This window comes from Cupriavidus basilensis (assembly GCF_008801925.2).
GTDB lineage: Bacteria > Pseudomonadota > Gammaproteobacteria > Burkholderiales > Burkholderiaceae > Cupriavidus > Cupriavidus basilensis.
The window spans coordinates 337,187-355,033 of sequence record NZ_CP062806.1; the positions used below are offsets into that span (position 1 = coordinate 337,187).

Sequence of the window (17,847 nt, forward strand, 5' to 3'; positions counted from 1 at the left end):
CACTCAAAAACCGCAAAATTTTTTTCGGATCGGATTTCTTCGGGATCGGTCCCGGCACCCCGCATCTAGCGTGCACGACACCACAGGCAACGCGCGACACCTTGCCTGGGCACATTGCACAATCAGGCGGAAAGCCTCAGCGTCGTAAAACCGGCCTCAGCTCAACACCAGCAGCCCACCCGGCAGGACGCGGGCATTGAGCCCAAACACCTCCTGCAACTGCCACAGCGCCACGTCCAGCGAGGCGATGACGAAACGCCCGCTGACCGGCTTATTGCGCACGCTGTCGTTCACCAGCAGCACCAGGCCCGGCCGATAGCGATTGATCTCGTCCAGCACGTCGGACAGCCTAGTCTGGTTGAACACGAGCAAGCCCTTGCGCCACGCCGACACATCCGCCAGGTTGACATTGCCCACCCCACTGAGCGCCTTAGCGTCATAGATCGTCTGCTGCCCGGCTTTCAGCGTCCGGCTGCCGGCGGGATGCTCCACGCGCACCGACCCTCCAATGCACGTCACGCAAACCCTGCCGTCCAAATTCCTTACCTCGAACTGCCCAGACTCGGCCAGACTGTTCCCGGCACCAGCGGCCACCGCAAAGACGCGCCCCGCACCATTCAGGTCAACGGCAGCCTCGCCATTGATCAGGTCCAGCCCGACCGTTTCCCCACCATTCATCTGACGGCGCACGCTGGTCCGCGTATTGAGCGTGACGCTCACGCTGGCAGCCAGCATGAGCGTACGCTGCTCGCCCGCGCGAGTCTGGTCGTCGGCATCCCATTCCGCCAGCGCCGGCCACAGGCCGAGCGGTGGGTACACCACGGCGACGCCGCCAGCAGCAGCAGCACTCGCGGCCGCACCCAGGAAAGCCCGGCGGCTCCATTGAGGTGCGCCTGGAACGCGTTTGTGCAACACGGCCGCTTCCGGTTTGAGCCGTTGCAGTTCGCGGGCTGGCGCCTCAATCGCGTCCCAGCGGAGCTTGACCGTGCTATAGGCCGCCTGGTGCGCCGGGCTGGCCTGCACCCAGCGACGGAATCTCTGGGCATCCAAGGCCTTCGCATCGCCCGAGGTCAGCAGGCGCAGCCAGCTCCACGCCTGCGCTTCAAGTTCGGCGGGCGACACAGCGTGGCCTTCCTTGTGCGTCGATGTCTTCATCATGTCATATCCGACGTCCAGACTTTAGCGGCACCCGGAGCGCAGTCTGCGGGCAGGGTTCGCTGTTTCTTCTGTTCTCATAATTGATGACGAATGGCGGCACATAAAACCCGCACTATTTTTTCCCGCCGGTCATGTACGCGTCCAGGGATTCGTGTACGCGCTTCAGTTCATATTCCACCGTTCGTATCGAGACGCCCAGGCGCCGGGCAGCTTCCTTCTGGGTGACGCCCTCCGAATGCACCAGCAGCACCAGCGCCCGGCGGCGCTCCGGCATGCGGTCCAGCAGCCGCAGCAACGCATCCAGGTCTGAGCGGGCCTCGGCCACCTGCGCGGGGTTGGGGGCCGGGTCGGCCATCTCTTCCAGCAGCCCATCGACCTCGTCGCCTGACAACGAACGGCTCTGCCTTCGCTGGACGTCCACCGCCGCGTTAACCGCCATGCGCAGCAGGTAGGCGCCCGGATTCTGGATCGGACCGTAGTTTTCCTTGCCCTTGAGGCGCAGCCAGGTGTCGTGCAGCGCGTCGCCGGCCGCGTCGTCATTGCCGAGCAGCCTGGTCAGGCGCGCCTTGAGTTTGCCGTAGCTCTTGCCCAGATAGTCCAGCAGGATGAGTTGTGAGTCTTCGGACATGGTCAGAACTCGCTATTATCCTGGCCGCATTGCGGCCCGGCTGCCGGATCGGTCGGTCGAATCACCATAATCAGGGGCTGATGCGCGATTGCCGGCGGCGCAGACCGCTCGATATGCACACGTCGCAAGGCATCCAGCAATGCGGAATCACGGCGAGCGTCGCCGCTAGAGCCCAGCAGGCGCTCCCCCTGTATGCTGCCGTCCGCGTCCAAATGGAAGCGCAACAACGCGCTGTAACTGCCCGGCGCGGTTCGCGTATCGGAACACAAAGCCTGCCAGATGCGCGCCTGCGCCAGTCCAGCGTAGCCCTGCGCGCTGAACAGGGCAGCCATGCCGCCCCGTTGCCCGCCGGCCTTTTCGTCCGCCTTCTTAAGCACGAAGGTCTGGCCCAGGCCCGAATTGCGCTTGTCGGCAACCAGCCCCGTGCCATCCAGCAGAAGGCGCATCGATGCTTCGGCAGAATAGCGGCCCCGCACTGCCGACGACACGCGCCCCTCAACAATATCGCTGGGAAAGAGAGCCGGGTGCCCGGTGACATCGGCATATCGGTTCAGCGCTGCATCGAGGGGCTGCGCCGGAATATCGAAATCGAAGAGCTTTGTGCTCTCCCCGGCGACAGGCACCGTAGGCCGCGTACCCGACGACATGGTCGACTGCGCGCGCGCCGATTCCATCGCGGTCAGAGAGCCCAAACCGATCAGGCATCCCGCCAGCGCAAGCACACTGACCGATGCCGGGTTGCCTGTCATCTTCTATCGCGCGATCGCTTGAACTTCAGGTGATTTCTACAGCATAAATCGTCGGAATAAGTTGGAGAATACGCATACGAAGTGACAAGTTCGTGACGTGCGATCAGCCACACGTGAGTCGCCCCAGCGCCTAGCACAGTGCCCTCAAGCTCCGGTTCCGCTGCCCCTTGTCCGACCAACGACATCGAACAGATTTGGCAGCCACACTACTCTTCTTATGGCCGAGCGGCTCAGGTGGAGGGCAAGCGCATTTCATGCCGATAACGAGTACCCATTACATAGGCCCCTCAAGCGACAAAGCACCCCGGCATCTCACCATGTCGGGGCGCTCTTTTTAAGGCCCAATGCGCCGCGCACCAATCCACGCGAGAGGGGCTGACCGAGGCTGTCGGCGTTGCTACCGGCGCTCAGGCAGAACTGAAGGCACTGCGGGAAAGACTGGCCGAAGCCGCAAAGCAGACCGAGGCCAAGGGCCATGCGGAACTGGACGCCCACGGCGCCGGTAGCGACGCGCAGAGACCCGCCCGCAGCCGCAAACCGCCTGCCGCCGCCTCTCGATTCGCTGGTGGGAGGGCATCCTGACAGGCTGAACACTCAAGTTCCCGGCTTGGAAGTCGTCCGTCAGGAGAAAGTCATGCGTAGCACCATCGCCGCAATTAGCGCCGCCCTTACCTTCGCCGCCACGCCTGCATCAGCTCTTGGCGTCCTCGCCTACGGCGACGAGCCGGTAGGCGACCCCGGCGCCGTCGTGCAGGATTTGAACTCGACCGAGTTCGAGCGCTTTTTTAGTGCCGCCGGAACGGTCCTGGTAATTCATTACGATACGGTTCAACTGGGAATGGACCATGTGTGCCACGCCACAGTCGGCATCAGCGCGGCACCCGAGGCCGGAGCCACCGCACGGCTTCCCGCTTGGCGCTTCAACGCGACCCGCTTGATCCGGGACGAGCGGAGTATGTGAATCGACGTTGGTGCAAATATACGGGCGTGTCCGTTGAACGGGCCTCAGAAGGAGGCTGGCATGCCGCAGTCCACCCGGACGACTTGCCAACGCTGCTCCAGAATTGGGCCGCCACACTTGCCTCCGACAAATCGGACGCGACGGAAGCGCGATTGCGGCGCTTCGATGGCGAGTATCGATGGTTCCTGTGACGCACCCGCTCGATCACACCGATGCCGATGGCAAGGTCGAAAAGTGGTGCTACTCGGATATTGAGGATCGCAAGCAGAGCGAAACTGCCCTGCGGGCACCAGAAGAGCGGCTTCGTCTGATCGTTGACGGCCTGCCCACGCGCGTGCTTCTTTTCTCGCCGGAAGGAGAAGTCATTCATGTCAACCGCCATACGCTTGAATATTCAGGCGCGACGGTGGACGAACTCAAGCAGTGGGCTAGCAAGGACCTTACCCACGGCGACGACCGGCAAGCGACTAGTGATCGTTTTGATGCGCCGACCCGTCCGGTGAGCCTTATGACTTCGAGTCCCGCCACCGCCGCGCCGACGGCGGTTATCGATGGTTTCGCGTGCATGGCTTTCCCCTACGCGATAATGCGGGTCGGATCGTTCTCTGGTATTTCCTGCAAAAGCATATCGATGAGCGCAAACGAACCGAGGTGCTCCTAGCAGGCGAAAAGCCCCTGCTCGAAATGACCTGCATCGGGCAGCCCTTGCCCGAAGTGCTGGAGGACCTGTGCCGCCTGGCCGAGGAGATTGCGAGCGACTGCCTCTGCAGCGTCTCGCTGGTCGATAGCCTGGCCTTGCCTCCACCTATCGCAATCCTCAGCCCCGGCCCATCGGCAGCAGAAGCCTTACGAAACCGGGTCGTTCACCGAGTCAGTCGAATGATCCAAATGGATTGCGTCTGCTGAGTAGAATCCGTCGCGCCTTGAGCTCGGCGATCGTATGCTCGCCGATTCCTTCATCTCGCAGCACGGATTCGTTCTGTTCGCCCTGGAAGCCAGGCACCCCGGGCCCCGGAAGCGTGCAGGAGCTGAAGTGCCATGGCGGCCCTGGCATACGCAGCGATCCGCCCGAGCGATCATCCACATCCACCAATGCGCCCCATTCGGACACCCAATCCATATCCGCGAATTCGCTGGTGCTGCGAATCACGCCGAGCGCGAGCCCCGCTTCGCTGATCTGCGTTTGCAAATCTTCTAGGTTTTCAAAGGTGGCTAGCCACGCCTGAATTTCCGCCAGGAGCAATTTCAGATTCCGACGACGCAACAAGGCCGTCGCGAAACGAGGATCGCTCCTAATGTCATTGCGACGCATCATCGCGCAATACCGGATAAACATCGGTGTAAACACCGGACTGGAAGCAATGGTGATTCGCACACCGTTTGGCAACGCGTAAATATGTGAATCAGTCGCCGAGAGAATGGTTGGCTCGCCTTCCGTATCGACACCAGACAGCTGCGCGCCGAGCCGCTCATTGACGGCCAGCATTGTTGCCGCCATCGCCACATCCACGTGCTGACCTTCTCCTGTCTGGTTACGATGCTGAAGCGCTGCAAGAATGCCAATCACACCTTGCATCCCCGTGTACACGTCGGCGTGACTGCACGCGTCGTTCCGTGGCTCGGTCAGTGCGTCACCAAAATGCTGCTCAACGATATCGGTCAGACCCGATTCCGCCTGAACGGTGGGTGCAAAGGCAGGCCGATTGCTCCACGAGGTATTCTGACCATATCCGCTCAGGGACGCGTATATCACGCGTGGATTGCGCGCGCGTACCTGCTCGTAACCAAGCCCGAATCGGTCCAGCGTACCGGGTCGAAAATTCTCCACAATGATGTCCGCGGTGTCGCACATCCTTTTCACGATCTCGCGTGCTTCTTCGTAGTTGAGATCAATGCTCACATTCCGCTTGCCCGCGTTTTGCTGAATGTAGTAGACCGACATGTCGCCGATCAAAGGAAAGCCCGCCCGACCGACATCACCGGATGGAGGTTCGATCTTGGTGACCTGGGCGCCAAGATCGAGAAGAGTCTTCGTACAGAGCGGACCGGCCAATACTCGGGTGAAGTCGATGACCCTGAGACCTTCGAGAGGTGGTGACATGCTCAGTCTCCTTCGAATATTCCCGTACCCGGGCCGGTCGTCAGGAACGCTTCGATGCCGCGTGTCCGATCCTTCGTGGCCCAGATATCCCGATTGATCTCGACCTGAATCCTGTCGGCAGCCGCGATGCCTTCTCGCGCAGCCGCATTGGCCTGCCGCTTGATCCCGCGAAGAACCAACGTGGGGCCTGACGCCAGTTGACGAGCCAGAGACATCGCGGCCTGCGCTAGATCGGTCTCTGGCACAACATGGTTGATGATGCCCCATCGTTCGAAGATCTCGGCCCGGAAGCGGCGGCCAACCATTGCGATTTCTTTGGCACGCACCACGCCGGCGCGTTGGACCAGACGCTGGGTACCACCGAGCAACGGAAGAACGCCAGCAGCGACCTCCACCTGACCCATATAGGCGGTATCTGCCGCAATGACCATGTCACACGTCAGGGCAAGCTCGAGTCCGCCACCGAGGGCGCCACCGTGCACTGCGGCGATGGTCGGCACCGGCGTGTTCTCCATTACGTCCAGAAATTCGTTCATGGCCGACTCGCTGTGCTGGATGGAGGCGGAGCCATCGTGGAAGGCTCGCACCTCCGCGCCAGCGCAGAAATGGCGCATCTCGCTTCTCAACAGGATCGCCCGGCAGTTTGATTCAACTGCGCGACGGTATGCCTCGATGATCTCGTTAATGAAGACATCGTCAAGCAGGTTATGGGGTGGCTTTGCCATCGAAACGACGCCTACTGCGCCATCGATGGAGAGGTTGACTGAGCTCACTCTGTGTCTCCGTTTCTAGTAGTTACCGCGAGAAGGCTGGACTCTAAAGAGTACGAACGTCCATCCAGTGCCCCGCAAAAAAATAGCCGAGAGCGGGTATTGAGAGTGACGGGCTCATACAGCAGTCAGTCGAACGATGGTCGGCGTGCCTTCCATATGGGCGCCCATTGCGCGGCCGATCTGGCGGAAGTGCTCGGATTTCCGATGGGCGTCCGCCGCGGCAGGATCCTTGTAACGCTCGATGAATGTGTATTGGCCAACCACGTCGGTGCGCCACAACCCATATTCCAGGCAGCCCTCCTCGCGCCTCGATGCATTGGCCAATTGATTCGCGAGTTCTTCGAACTGGGCTTCCGACCCAGATTTCACTTTGATTTGAGCGATCACTGCGAGCATTTCTGTCTCCACTAACGATTCATTCCGAGAAAATTGGCAATACTTGATTTGTGCGAACGTGGCATCAAACTGCTTTCGTTTGCGAAGTTGATATGTTTCATGCGGTGCTCCGGGCTCGAGCGATGCGGGCGAAGTCGTCGAGAAGACTGGGGTTATCCACCGACTGCGCGTCGAGGACCAAAAGGGGCGGGGCGCCCTGTAGAATGCGTTTGATCGGTACTTCGAGTTTCTTTCCGGTAAGCGTGTGCGGGATGCCGGGCACTACGATGACCTCGTCTGGCACATGCCTCGGCGAGGCGCCTTCGCGTATCGCTGTCATAATCCGGCGCAACAAGTCGTCAGACAAGTCTTCCACTCCCTCAGTGAGGGTCACGAACAGCGGCATCCAGTACCCGCCATCCGAACGCTCCACACCGACCACAAGCGACTCTGCGACCTCTGGCAGACGCTCGACAACCTGATAGATATCCGCGCTGCCCATGCGCACCCCATTCCGATTGAGGGTAGCATCGGAGCGACCGTGCATGATCACAGAGCCCCGCTCGGTGATGGTGATCCAATCCCCGTGTCGCCACACACCGGGGAACGTATCGAAGTAGCTGGCACGCAGCCGCGATCCATCCGGGTCGTTCCAGAACCCGATCGGCATTGATGGCATCGGCTTGGTGATAACGAGTTCGCCGACCTGTCCGCGGACGCTGTGCCCTTGGGGGCCGAAGGAGTCCAGGGCGACGCCGAGGCAGGGCGCGGTCAACTCCTCCGCCCAGACTGGCAGCGTGGGGACAGCGCCGATGAATCCGCTGACGACGTCGGTGCCGCCGCTCGAGGAAGCGATGGCGACTCGCGGGCCGAGTTCCCGTGCGGCCCAGCGGGCCGAGCTCGCCGCCAGAACCGATCCTGTCACGCTGAGACAGCGCAGCCCGGAGAGGTCGTGTTCTGCGGCGGGCCGGACACCGGCCGCTTCGCAGGCCTGCAGGTAGCTTGGGCTCGTCTGCAGGACTGTGGCCTGGTGACGCGACGCGAGAGCCCACAGTGCGCCAGGATGCGGATGGCCGGGGCTGCCGTCGTGGCAGACGACGCGGGCACCCACCAGCAGGGCGGCGATCTGGTAATTCCACATCATCCAACTTGGCGAGGTGTAGCCAAGGTACGTGTCTCCGGCCCGTAGGTTGCTGTGAAACGTGATTTGCTTCAGGTGTTCGAGCAGGACACCGCCATGGCCATGCAGGATGCCCTTGGGCTTGCCCGTTGTGCCGGAGGAGAACAGTACCCAGAGGGGATGGTCGAACTCGACCGGGATGGGCGCCAGTGGGTGTTCGCCCGCGCTCGCCTCGGACCACTGGATGACGTCCGATGCAATCGAGACATCTCGTCCGACGCGGGGAACCATGATGGTCCCCCGAAGTGTGGGTAGGTTCCTGCGCAACTGCTCGACCGCATCAAGGCGACAGTGGGGCCGGCCGGCATAGTAGTAGCCGTCCGCCGCGACAAGCACGGCGGGTTCAAGCTGCCCGAAGCGGGCCAGTGCAGCCTCGGAGGAGTACTCCTGGCCGCATACCGACCATATCGCACCGATGCTGGCTGCCGCGAGGAAGGCCACGACCGCTTGAGGGACATCTGGCATGTATCCAATGACCCGGTCCCCCTTTTGAACGCCGAGCCTGCGCAGTGTGTGTGCGACAGCCGCGACCTGGCGTCGTAACTCGGTCCACGAAAGCGATGAGTTGGCCGGGCCACCAGGCTCCGACTCGCCGATTACTGCCAGCCCAGTCAGCTTTTCGTGTCGCAGTACCTGGTCAACATAGTTGAGGCGAGTACCCGGGAACCAGCGGGCGCCAGGCATGCTCGATTTCGCGAGAACTTGTTTGCTGCGGTTGGTCGCGCGCACGTCGAAATACTCACAGATGGAGGACCAGAACAACTCAAGGCGGTCCACCGACCAAGCTTGCAGGGCGCGGTAGTCCGGCAGGTTCAGGCCGTGCCGCTCAGCCAGCCAGAGGCGGAAATGTTCGATATTGGCTGCTTCGATGTCAGCAGGATAGGGTATCCAGATTGGAGATGTGTGCTCGCGCTGGTCGGGTCGGGTATCTGTATCGCTTGCTAGTGGGCGTAAAGGCAGCACATCCATCTCCTCGTCTTTGAACTATGTATGCATGCATACTATTTGCGTGTGTTTTGCTTGTCAAGCGGCGCCGCGCCTTTTGGCTGCTCTTATGTACGGTGTCGCTGCTGGGAATTCTGGAAGGCAGACTGATTTGCTTTTGTCCCGTGCGGCTCACACGGTCAGTAGTCGATCGGGCGAGATGCGCCAGATTTGGTGCGCTTGTCGCAGCCAGCGACCCGGGGTCAGGGGCGCGTATAATCATGGAAGACAAATATGCCTATGAGCATACTTTTTTTGCAGGATACCTGACGCCATGCCTCGCCAATCGGACAGCCGTGAAGAAATGATCAAGGCCGGTCGCCGCCTGTATAGCGTTCGCGGATATGCGCGTACAGCGTTTTCAGATGTACTTGCCGAGAGTGGCGCGCCCCGCGGTTCGGTCTATTTCCACTTCCCCGGCGGCAAGGACGAGTTCGCTGGAGAGGTGGTGGCTGCGCATACCCGATCCGCGCAGGCTCGGCTGGCACGGTTGGCCGCGACCTGCTCAACCCCACAGGACCTCCTCGTCGCCTATCTGGAAGCCGCTCGCGATCACGCGGTTGCCACGGAATACCGAGAGGGATGTCCGATTGGGGCGGTCATTCTTGAAAGTGCTCAGGCCTCGCCAGAGCTGCAGGCGTCGGCGGGCAAGGCGATGGCATCGTCGATCGCCTTGTTCGCTGGACTTCTGGTCGAGCGAGGCGCCGGTGAGGCGGACGCTCACCGATGGGCAACGGCTGCTGTCACCGCCTTCGAAGGGGCGCTGATAGTCTCACGAGCCTTGGGTGATCCGACTCCATTTGACTCGCTCATCGATTCGCTGCGGCACGCTGCTGCCTGAGAACACCAGCCAGTTAGGGGCTGAATATGGAATGCGCGCCCTTACCCATGGGGGAACTCCGGTCAATGCTGCTAACTGCGGCGCGCGCTGCCGCGCCACCGTCTTCCGCAATATGCCCTCCGCCCAATACTGTCGCCAGCGTGATGGTCAACTGAATCCGCCAGCCGCGGAGTTCGACGTCCTGGCCTTCCTCCCTCAGATACCGGCAGCATTGCATCTCGCGCCGCGGCTCTGTCGAGCAGGCCCAGCAAGTAGTGGCAGCGGCACCGTTCGCGGCGCACATGGCGGCTTACAGCTGGTCGGCCTCTATGACTTGCCGATCCCCAAGGCCGGCAAAAACCTACCGTATACCATGGCCCGGTCGTTCCCGTCGCGAGGAACCCGTTATCCGACACGCGTTCCCGGTCGACCGACACCGATGCCCGATTCCGGGCCGGGTGTCGCTTCCGAAAACATCGAGCGCCGAGATTGAGCCTAGGCCAGGCTGTGTGCGGCGAGCAGTTTCGCGTGGCACTCAACAACCAGCCGCGCAGGCGAGGCTTTGGCTGGCTTGGCCGGTCTCGCCTGCAACGGTGGGAACACTGCAGCTGCGGCTCACCGCCTGGGAGGACGAGGCGGGATCGTACATGCAGCAGGTCGGGCAGCGGCCCGGCGGGACGCTGATCGAGGCCATGGTTCGTTTGTACACTGAGCGGTACTTCAACGTCGGCCGCGGCCACGAATCCATCGACGGCCTGGTCGGCACCTTTGTCCATGACCGCGACCATTACATGCGGATCATTGCCTCGGTCCTTCCGCTCCTGCAGATGCTTGCCACGGGGGAGACGGGGCTCATGCTCGCACCCAAGGCGGACGATTTCACCGATGACCGCGAGATTTGGGACATCGACAAGGTGATCAAGCAAAAGGCAGTGCTGTTCGTCGGCCTGGACTCCCTGTCCAGCAGCATCGTCGCGAAGGCCATCGCCTCGATGATCCTGTCCGACGTCGCGTCGGTGGCCGGCGCCATCTACAACTTCTACGCCAAGCCGCCTAAGGTCGTCCTGGTCATCGATGAGGTGGCCGAGGCGATCAATGAGCAGGTGATCCAGATCCTCAACAAGGGCCGCGGCGCAGGCTTCAATGCCTTGGTCGCCTTCCAAAGCCGCTCAGATTTGGAGGCGAAACTGGGAAACGCAGCAAAAATGATGCAGGTTTTGGGGAATCTCAACAACCAGATCATCTTACGATTGGAAGACACGGACACGGCCCAGTGGTTCTCGGACAAGGTTGGGGAAACGGCGATTCAGAACATCACCACCACCAGCAGCACGAGCACTGGATCCGAGGCACATATCGGCGAGTTCAACGGGTCGGTTTCGCGTTCGACGCAACTGGAAAAGGCGCCGCTTATCCCGACTCAGCTGATCACTATGCTGCCCAACCTGCAATATTTTCTGCGCATCTCTGGTGGATCCGTCTACCAAGGCCGGATTCCCATCATCGAAGGATAGTACGCCGACATGCAATCAAGTCTGTTCCGCGCAGTGGTCAAGCAATACAAGCTGTCGCCGAAGCTCTCGCCGGCGTTCACGGTGTCCCCCGAACTGATCGACGCGTGCAGCCGTGTTGTCGACTACATCGGCCTGAACTTCTGCATCCGGGAAGAGCCGTTGGTCAAGGAAATGCTGGTCGATGCCATCCAGTCGTACCGGGCCGCGCGTAAGGCCGGCGACGCGAACATCGCCTTCATGCAAGGACTGTTTTCGCGCTCACACGAGCTCTACGAGAAGCGATATGCCGCCTTCAAAGGTGAGAAGTACAACGTCTGGTATCCGTACAACGAACCGATCCCCGTGTTCGAAGCAAGGCAGGAACCGGGCTATGTATGCCGCGTTGTCGACGAACCCTGCCCGGGCGTCGTGACGCAGCGCAGCGCTGCCTTTCAGCTCGCCGCCCGCGTGCTGACTGGTCACACCTTCCGCCGCTACTTCGAGGAATACGATGTCGCAAAGTTCTATGCTCAGTGAGATGGGGTTGTCCATCCGCTACGCCGTGGAGAGCGTCCGGATGTTCCCGGTCAAGCTCGCAAGCCGCTTGTCCGGCGTGGCTTGGGACGACGCAGCAGGCATGCAAGCGTGGATTCGTCAGGACATGACGGCGGAGAAGCGTGGCGCCATTCCGGAAGGGTTCCGTTACGGCCGCGCAGCATTCTGCTTTTCGCTCATACGCCTGTCGCTCGTGAAGCCCAGGCATTTCTGGGGTGCCGTTGGCTCGCTGGCCGTACTGCCCATTCTCCTTCTCCGCCAGTGGGTGCTGTGATGGCAGGAAGCCGATTTGCCGGGCATATCCGCGTCTGGTTGCTCGCCGCACCCCTGATGCTTTGCGTGCTCGCACCGATGCTGCCGGAGAGCGAGCGCTTCGAGATTGGCGCCGACGAGCAGACCTCTGTCGAGGCGGTCTTGGGTGATGTGCGCGCCTCTGGCGCGACAGGTGCCGCGAACGAGCGGTTTCGTGCGTGGTTCGTCGACTCTGGGTTGTTGCGCTCCTCGCTATCCGGTTCAGCATCCAGCTCCGCCCTCTCGGACGCTGGTGCGTCAGACCTCGGGAGGCGATGGGTGCGCAACTTCTGGATGACCATCTATCGCGCGCTGTATCGGGCAGCCGTCGCACACACTTGGGCGTTCGGCGCCATCGTCTTTCTGATCGCAATGCTCAACGACGGCGCCGTTGCCAGGCACATCAAAGCTTCTGCCGCCGGATTCGCGAGTCCACTCTCCTTTCACCTCGCCGCGCACGGCTTGCTGGTTACGTTCGGCATCGGTGCGTCGGCGCTTCTGGTTCCCGTGCCGCTGCTTGCTTACTGCTGGTCGGCTGCGGCACTTCTGGTCGGGGTGCTTGGCTGGCGTCTTGCAGCCTCATTCCACGTCAACCGCTAGCTTGTCTCGCCTTATTTTGCATTCGATTCGCGGACCCTATACCGCACCAACGGAGAAACCCCACATGAGCACACCAGAACATATCGACATGATCTACGATGCAATGACCCTGCCGGCCGAGGTCGCCCTCTCCGGCGACCATCCTTCCACAGTCGGAACTTCGAGGTTTACCGATGCGGGCCCGCTTGAGCCGGGTTCGGTCGAGCATGAGCTTCAAGAGATGGTCGATGCGGCGGACTCCCTACGCAAGGACGGCGTGATCTCCGCCGCTGACGCCGAGAAGAAAAAGGCCGAAGTGGAGAAGACTCGCAAGCTGTTCCGCGAGCTGCCGCCCGAGCAACGCGCGGCCATCGTCAAGCGTCGCCGTGACCTGGGTCTGCAGATCCTGAACCGCGAGCTAGCCGGCGCTGCGGTGGTGGCAGTCGACCTGAAGCTGAACCACACGCGGCTCCGCCCGCTGTTCCTCCAGTCGTGGCCCTACCTGAACCGGATGAGCCTGAACCTGCAGCGCTTCGGTGCGGATACGTTCAGCCGAAGCGAACTGACTACTGTCAACGACTTCCTCGAACGTGAGCTGGCCAAGCTTGAGGACTACGTCGACGAGCAGTTGCGCGTGGCGAAGGCCTACTGTGAGATGCGCGAGGCGGAAATGAAGGCGAAGAACGACATCATCTTCCGGCCCACGGTTACCCGGCCTTCGTTGGAGATGGAGATCCAAGCGTACTCGCGTTTCTCGCTGCGCGCGCTCCAGGTTCTGGTCAACTTCGACAAGACGATGGACGAGTTTGATTTTATGGTGTGGAACGGCATCCGTGATCAGTCCGACGTCAATGACCAGGTGAACAGCTTCCTGCGCAAGTTCCAGCCGCTGGCGTTGCGTAGCTACACCACGCACTTGAAGTTGATGACGACGATCCGCGGCATCTAGAGCTCGTCGATGCCCGCCCCGTCTCTCGATAAACTCAACGCTGCCCAACGGGAGGTCGTACTGCTGCGTAGCCACTGCGTAGCGGTCGCATGCCCTGGTGCGGGCAAGACCTCCACTATGGCCACGAAGGCAGCGCACTTGCTGTCAGATCCTGAGGTTGTTGTGGGCGCCGTCACCTTCAGCAAGGATGCGGCGCTGGAACTGCGCGAACGCATTCTCGCGCTTGCAGGGGAGACCGCTAAAACGCGCCTCATTGCGGGGACATTCCACTCCTTGGCCTATAAGCAAATACGCGTGAGAGGATCGAAGGGGCAGACGATCCTTATGGATGGCGAGCGTCTCGCGCTAGTCGATCAGGCCTTGCAAGCGGCCGAGCTCGATTGGAAGTTAGACGATGCCATAAAGGTCATTGAGAACCTCAAGACTGACCTAGCCATTGTGCCGACCGATACCCCTGAGGGACGGCTTCTGGCTGCCTATCAAGAGTCCCTTCAACGAAATTGGGCGCTCGACTTCCATGACATGCTGCGTCTTAGCGTAAGTGGGATGCAATCCGGGTCGCTCAAGCCCTATCCTTTTCATCATCTCCTCGTGGACGAGTTTCAGGATACTGACCCACTTCAGTATCAATGGGTGTGCGAGCATGCCCTACACGGTGTCACGATCACGCTTGTCGGGGACGATGACCAGAGTATCTATGGCTTTCGCTCGGCGCTCGGCTTCCGCGGCATGGAGTCCTTCATCAGACAATTCGACGCCCAACCGGTAATACTCGGAAGCAATTATCGGTGCCGCGCGGAGATCCTAGCCGCTGCGGATCGAGTGATCGTCAACAATCGCGATCGGATTCCCAAGACGCTTGCGGCAGAACGGGGACCGGGAGGGACTATCGGGTTTAGCCGGTTCGGCGATGAATATGACGAGGCGGTAGCAGCTGTAGAAGCGCTGTCGCCCTTTCTCAGCGACGGTAGGAGTGGGGCGATTCTGGCTCGAACCAACCGGATTCTGGACCCGGTCGAAGCCGTATGCAGATCCCGCGGACTCAAGTACTACCGCGCATCCGGAGCCTCGATTCTCAATCGTCCGGAGGCGGCCCTAGTGGGAAGCCTTTTGGAACTTGTGCAGCGGGTTCGATCCGGTGGCATGGACACGCTCTTGGGCTTCGCCGGCCTCAGCGTGCACGAGCTTCGTTCTCTCCACGAGAAGCTCGGTCCGGGCCTACAGTTCCGCCAGGTAAAAGAGCTCTCTGGACTTGCCCTCAGCGATAGCTCGGTCGATACGTTTAGAGATTTCTCGAAGCGGCTCTCCGAGTGGCGAGCCTTGTGCGAGCGGCAGTTTTTCTCGCTGGTCCTCGAGGGCGTCAGCGATTGGATGTTGCGCCACGCGAAGACCGACGCGGCAAAACGCGCTATCCGAACAACGTACGACGTACTTTCTAGGTTGAACGGTCCATTCTCGGACCGACTAGAGTTCCTACGGCGGAAGAACAATGAGCCTGGCAACGATGCGATTGTCCTTACCACCCTTCACTCTGCGAAGGGCTTGGAATGGGACGCAGTGGTGCTAATTCGGGTTGAGGAGACGGTGCTACCTGACGAGAAAGGGACTTCCGAAGCTGAAGAGAGAAGGCTCTTTTATGTTGGTATGACAAGGGCACGCGACTCGCTCTTCATCAGTACGGCAAAGAAGAACCCCACCTCACGCTTCGTCTTTGAAGCCGGGTTGCTCCAAACCTAGTTGTCTGACACCTCCTAGTAGAGCAACCGCGTACCGTCGGGATGGCTGAATTCGTGAATGCCATAAGAACAGGCACGTGCCGTCGGCTGAGAAACCAGTTTGAGGAACGCTTGGCACGCCACGACAGCCGGCCAGTGGCCTGGAGCCAAAGCCACTCCACCTGAGTTGCTGCGGTGCGCAACTGGACGTCATTAAGCAAACAGCCAGCAGCAAGTTCGCCCTAATGACCAACCGGCTCAGCGAGCCGGTTGCTATCGCCTCCAAATCAAATCGGACGGCGCGGCCTATATGTCGCTACGCGACGGGGCGATTTGGATGAAGCAGCCTGCGCATTGGGTGGCGGTTAGTGCCCTTGACCGTGACGCGTCCCGTGGAGACGAGCGAGGACTCCTGTCTCGGCCATGCAGGCCGTCTGTACAGTGGTTACGCGTTCCTGGGTCTCCCGACCAACGCTCGTTCCAGGCGAGTGATCTGCGCAACACGACGCGGCAGATTCCGTGACGATTCGTCGAACTTGTGTCCGTCATGAGCAAGTATCCCGCGACCACGGGCTCTGGTGGCATGCAGCACACTGTGATTGGTGGCGTATGCACTCCGCCGCACAGCGTCCTTCCGGTGTCTCACGTCGCCGTATTCGCTGCCTATTCCCACGAAGGCAATCGGCTCTTGCGGCGCGCGATTTGGACAGAAGTCGTAGATCACGCCAGGAAGCGGAGCGAGGCACCGCGCGCTCATGCCCAGACGTTGCCCTCCTGGACTTGGTACGCCGGGGCAGGCACGGCACCCGGCCAGGGGTAAGTGGCACCGCGCCGCGAGCGTCGGATGCAACTCCAGTGCCACGTTAAGGCTCCCGGACAGAGTCCGATTGTCCTTTCTATGATCTCTGACCGTCGAAGACGATGCAGGATTGCCTTGGCCAGGTCAAAGTGGAAGAGCTGTACAGCACCTCCCATTCGCTTCCTGACGTCTTAGGGTGGGCCTCAAGCTACACCCAGCCAGACATGCCGGCGAGATTGATTCTGCAGTGTCCTAAGTGACCGTCAATACCCTTAGCTCGCAGTTAGGCTCAAGGGCACCTGCACAACCCGGTGGTGTAACGAGTTGGGCCGCAGTTTTGTATTGCGCTTGTTTGGTGCAACGGATTGGGCCGCAAATTAAAGTTGGCCGGAGAAAGGTGCATCGTTTTGGGCCGCTTTTGACCCGCGACTCAAAAAAGTGAGCGCTTCCTATCGACATATCCATTGTGTTTTGGAAATTCGGATAGCTTTGCGGACCAAGGGGATACACCTTTCGATCCTGGATGCCAGAAAGAAGCTTCGGTGGGCTCAGCCGTTCTCCGCGTCGATTCCTTGCGGACCAATAGATTGCGCTTTCGCGGAAGTGGTGGTGATGCGCCATTTTTTGCGGGCCAATTCGCTACACCGTTGAACAATAAGTGCCGCATACGCGGGAGAGCCCGGCAGCAGGCCACGGAGCGAGGTGCTGTCCGATTGGCAATGTACCGTGTCACGGACAGGTGCCGTACGCGTTCGATGGGAATTGCGGACCAAGGAATAACACCTTCCTTGCGGCAAAGGGGAGGCACGTGTCGCCGCTGGCGAGTATGAGGGTACTCGAGCGGACCAATCGATTGCACCTTGAGCGTGGCGCTGGCACTGCGGACCAACAAACGACACCATTGCGCATCGGCTACCAGACTGCGCACCAATCAATTACACCTTATGGGCTGGGTAGTGCTGCGGACCAATGGACTGCACCTTCTTTGAACTCAGAGTTTTGCGCACCAATAGATAGCACCTTGGCGGGTGAACGATTCTGCGGACCAACAGAGTGCACCTTTGGATGAATCGCCAGGACGCGGACCAATTGATTACACCTTGGCTCCGTGGGTTGATTTGCGGACCAATGGACTACACCGTCAGTAGTTCGGCAGTCTTGCGGACCAATCGATTGCACTTTATCAGGAGCGCTCCGATTGCGGACCAATACATGACACCTATACGTACGGATGCTCTGCGCTTCAACTGCAGCCGCTGTGGATAACCTGGTCGGTTTTGACTTTCCGCACTTTTTTGTGGAGAGCAAGCAGCTTCTTTGTTTGTAAACCAGCTAACGTATACGAGGGCGTTTTTCTTGTTGTAAATCAAAAGGTTATGACAAGCAAAGTGTACTTTTTTGGTATCAAGGTGCGATTCATTGGTTCGGAGGTGTCATTTTTTGGGCCGCAGAAGTGTTAACTATTGGTGCCTCAAGGTGTTATTCATTGGTCTCAAAGTGCAATTCATTGGCCTATGGTGTTAACCATTGGTTTGAGACCCTTCGAAGACCGTGGATCGCTTGACAGGCAAGGCTTCGCAAGCCACGGTTCATTTCAAAGGTGTAAAGCTTTGGTGCGGAAGTGTAGATTTTTGGTGCGGCGTGGACGTCGCCTCCGCATCAAGGTGCAATCGTATACTTGACTCGTTGCACCTTTAGATAGATATTACCGGCACTATCGCTAGTGCACCCTCCCCT

Annotated in this window: 16 protein-coding genes and 2 pseudogenes; 11 read left to right on the forward strand and 7 right to left on the reverse strand. The window is 60.2% G+C overall.

Annotated elements, in window-relative coordinates; translation table 11 throughout:
- Window positions 1-156: 156 nt before the first annotated feature.
- The 3 genes from F7R26_RS39085 to F7R26_RS39095 all read right to left on the reverse strand — a co-directional run bounded on the left by F7R26_RS39085 (window position 157) and on the right by F7R26_RS39095 (window position 2,535).
- Entirely contained in the window at window positions 157-1,158 is a 1,002-nt protein-coding gene (locus F7R26_RS39085) for a FecR family protein (RefSeq protein WP_150984864.1), read from the reverse strand.
- 112 nt (window positions 1,159-1,270) lie between these two features.
- Entirely contained in the window at window positions 1,271-1,786 is a 516-nt protein-coding gene (locus F7R26_RS39090; RefSeq protein ID WP_150984865.1) for an RNA polymerase sigma factor, read from the reverse strand.
- Between the two features lie 2 nt (window positions 1,787-1,788).
- Window positions 1,789-2,535, reverse strand: a complete 747-nt coding sequence (locus tag F7R26_RS39095; protein ID WP_150984866.1) for a TonB C-terminal domain-containing protein — start codon at window positions 2,533-2,535, stop codon at window positions 1,789-1,791.
- Window positions 2,536-3,169: 634 nt separating this feature from the next.
- Between F7R26_RS39095 and F7R26_RS39100 the strand changes: the two genes are divergently transcribed.
- The 4 genes and pseudogenes from F7R26_RS39100 to F7R26_RS41570 form a co-directional block, all read left to right on the forward strand.
- Complete coding sequence (locus F7R26_RS39100; RefSeq protein ID WP_150984867.1) at window positions 3,170-3,496, forward strand: hypothetical protein; 327 nt, start codon at window positions 3,170-3,172, stop codon at window positions 3,494-3,496.
- A gap of 26 nt (window positions 3,497-3,522) precedes the next feature.
- On the forward strand, window positions 3,523-3,687 hold the full coding sequence (locus tag F7R26_RS41375) for a PAS domain-containing protein (protein WP_241754835.1): 165 nt from the start codon (window positions 3,523-3,525) through the stop codon (window positions 3,685-3,687).
- Window positions 3,675-4,157, forward strand: a complete 483-nt coding sequence (locus F7R26_RS39105; RefSeq protein WP_277820381.1) for a PAS domain-containing protein — start codon at window positions 3,675-3,677, stop codon at window positions 4,155-4,157. Before F7R26_RS41375 ends, F7R26_RS39105 begins: the two co-directional genes overlap by 13 nt.
- Window positions 4,046-4,402: pseudogene (locus tag F7R26_RS41570) on the forward strand (hypothetical protein); the annotation flags it as partial. The gene F7R26_RS39105 and the pseudogene F7R26_RS41570, both read left to right, overlap by 112 nt.
- Here the strand turns inward: F7R26_RS41570 and F7R26_RS39110 are convergent.
- From F7R26_RS39110 to F7R26_RS39125, 4 genes are all read right to left on the reverse strand, one after another.
- Entirely contained in the window at window positions 4,368-5,597 is a 1,230-nt protein-coding gene (locus F7R26_RS39110; RefSeq protein WP_150984868.1) for a CaiB/BaiF CoA transferase family protein, read from the reverse strand. The pseudogene F7R26_RS41570 and the gene F7R26_RS39110 overlap by 35 nt on opposite strands.
- 2 nt (window positions 5,598-5,599) lie before the next feature.
- On the reverse strand, window positions 5,600-6,370 hold the full coding sequence (locus F7R26_RS39115; protein ID WP_150984869.1) for an enoyl-CoA hydratase/isomerase family protein: 771 nt from the start codon (window positions 6,368-6,370) through the stop codon (window positions 5,600-5,602).
- Window positions 6,371-6,484: 114 nt separating this feature from the next.
- A complete protein-coding gene (locus tag F7R26_RS39120; RefSeq protein ID WP_150984870.1) occupies window positions 6,485-6,766 on the reverse strand; it encodes a putative quinol monooxygenase in 282 nt (93 codons plus the stop codon).
- 97 nt (window positions 6,767-6,863) lie between these two features.
- The gene (locus tag F7R26_RS39125; RefSeq protein ID WP_150984871.1) at window positions 6,864-8,894 is read right to left on the reverse strand and encodes an acetoacetate--CoA ligase; all 2,031 of its coding nucleotides are present in this window, start codon (window positions 8,892-8,894) and stop codon (window positions 6,864-6,866) included.
- 289 nt (window positions 8,895-9,183) lie between these two features.
- Between F7R26_RS39125 and F7R26_RS39130 the strand changes: the two genes are divergently transcribed.
- The 7 genes and pseudogenes from F7R26_RS39130 to F7R26_RS39160 all read left to right on the forward strand — a co-directional run bounded on the left by F7R26_RS39130 (window position 9,184) and on the right by F7R26_RS39160 (window position 15,333).
- Window positions 9,184-9,750: a TetR/AcrR family transcriptional regulator gene (locus F7R26_RS39130; RefSeq protein ID WP_150984872.1), complete on the forward strand. Its 567-nt coding sequence runs from the start codon at window positions 9,184-9,186 to the stop codon at window positions 9,748-9,750.
- Window positions 9,751-10,385: 635 nt separating this feature from the next.
- Window positions 10,386-11,243, forward strand: a pseudogene (locus F7R26_RS39135) (TraM recognition domain-containing protein); the annotation flags it as partial.
- Window positions 11,244-11,252: 9 nt separating this feature from the next.
- Entirely contained in the window at window positions 11,253-11,759 is a 507-nt protein-coding gene (locus F7R26_RS39140) for a hypothetical protein (protein WP_150984873.1), read from the forward strand.
- Window positions 11,749-12,051, forward strand: coding sequence for a hypothetical protein (locus tag F7R26_RS39145; RefSeq protein WP_150984874.1), 303 nt, complete (start codon window positions 11,749-11,751; stop codon window positions 12,049-12,051). The genes F7R26_RS39140 and F7R26_RS39145 overlap by 11 nt, the downstream gene beginning before the upstream one ends.
- Window positions 12,051-12,668 carry an IncC plasmid conjugative DNA transfer DtrJ family protein gene (locus tag F7R26_RS39150; protein ID WP_150984875.1) on the forward strand — a complete coding sequence of 206 codons (618 nt, stop codon included), beginning with the start codon at window positions 12,051-12,053 and terminating at the stop codon, window positions 12,666-12,668. The genes F7R26_RS39145 and F7R26_RS39150 overlap by 1 nt, the downstream gene beginning before the upstream one ends.
- 64 nt (window positions 12,669-12,732) lie before the next feature.
- Window positions 12,733-13,596 (forward strand): ATPase, encoded by an 864-nt coding sequence (locus F7R26_RS39155; protein WP_150984876.1) that lies wholly within the window; start codon window positions 12,733-12,735, stop codon window positions 13,594-13,596.
- A 9-nt stretch (window positions 13,597-13,605) separates the two neighbouring features.
- A complete protein-coding gene (locus F7R26_RS39160) occupies window positions 13,606-15,333 on the forward strand; it encodes an ATP-dependent helicase (RefSeq protein ID WP_150984877.1) in 1,728 nt (575 codons plus the stop codon).
- Window positions 15,334-17,847 lie beyond the last annotated feature (2,514 nt).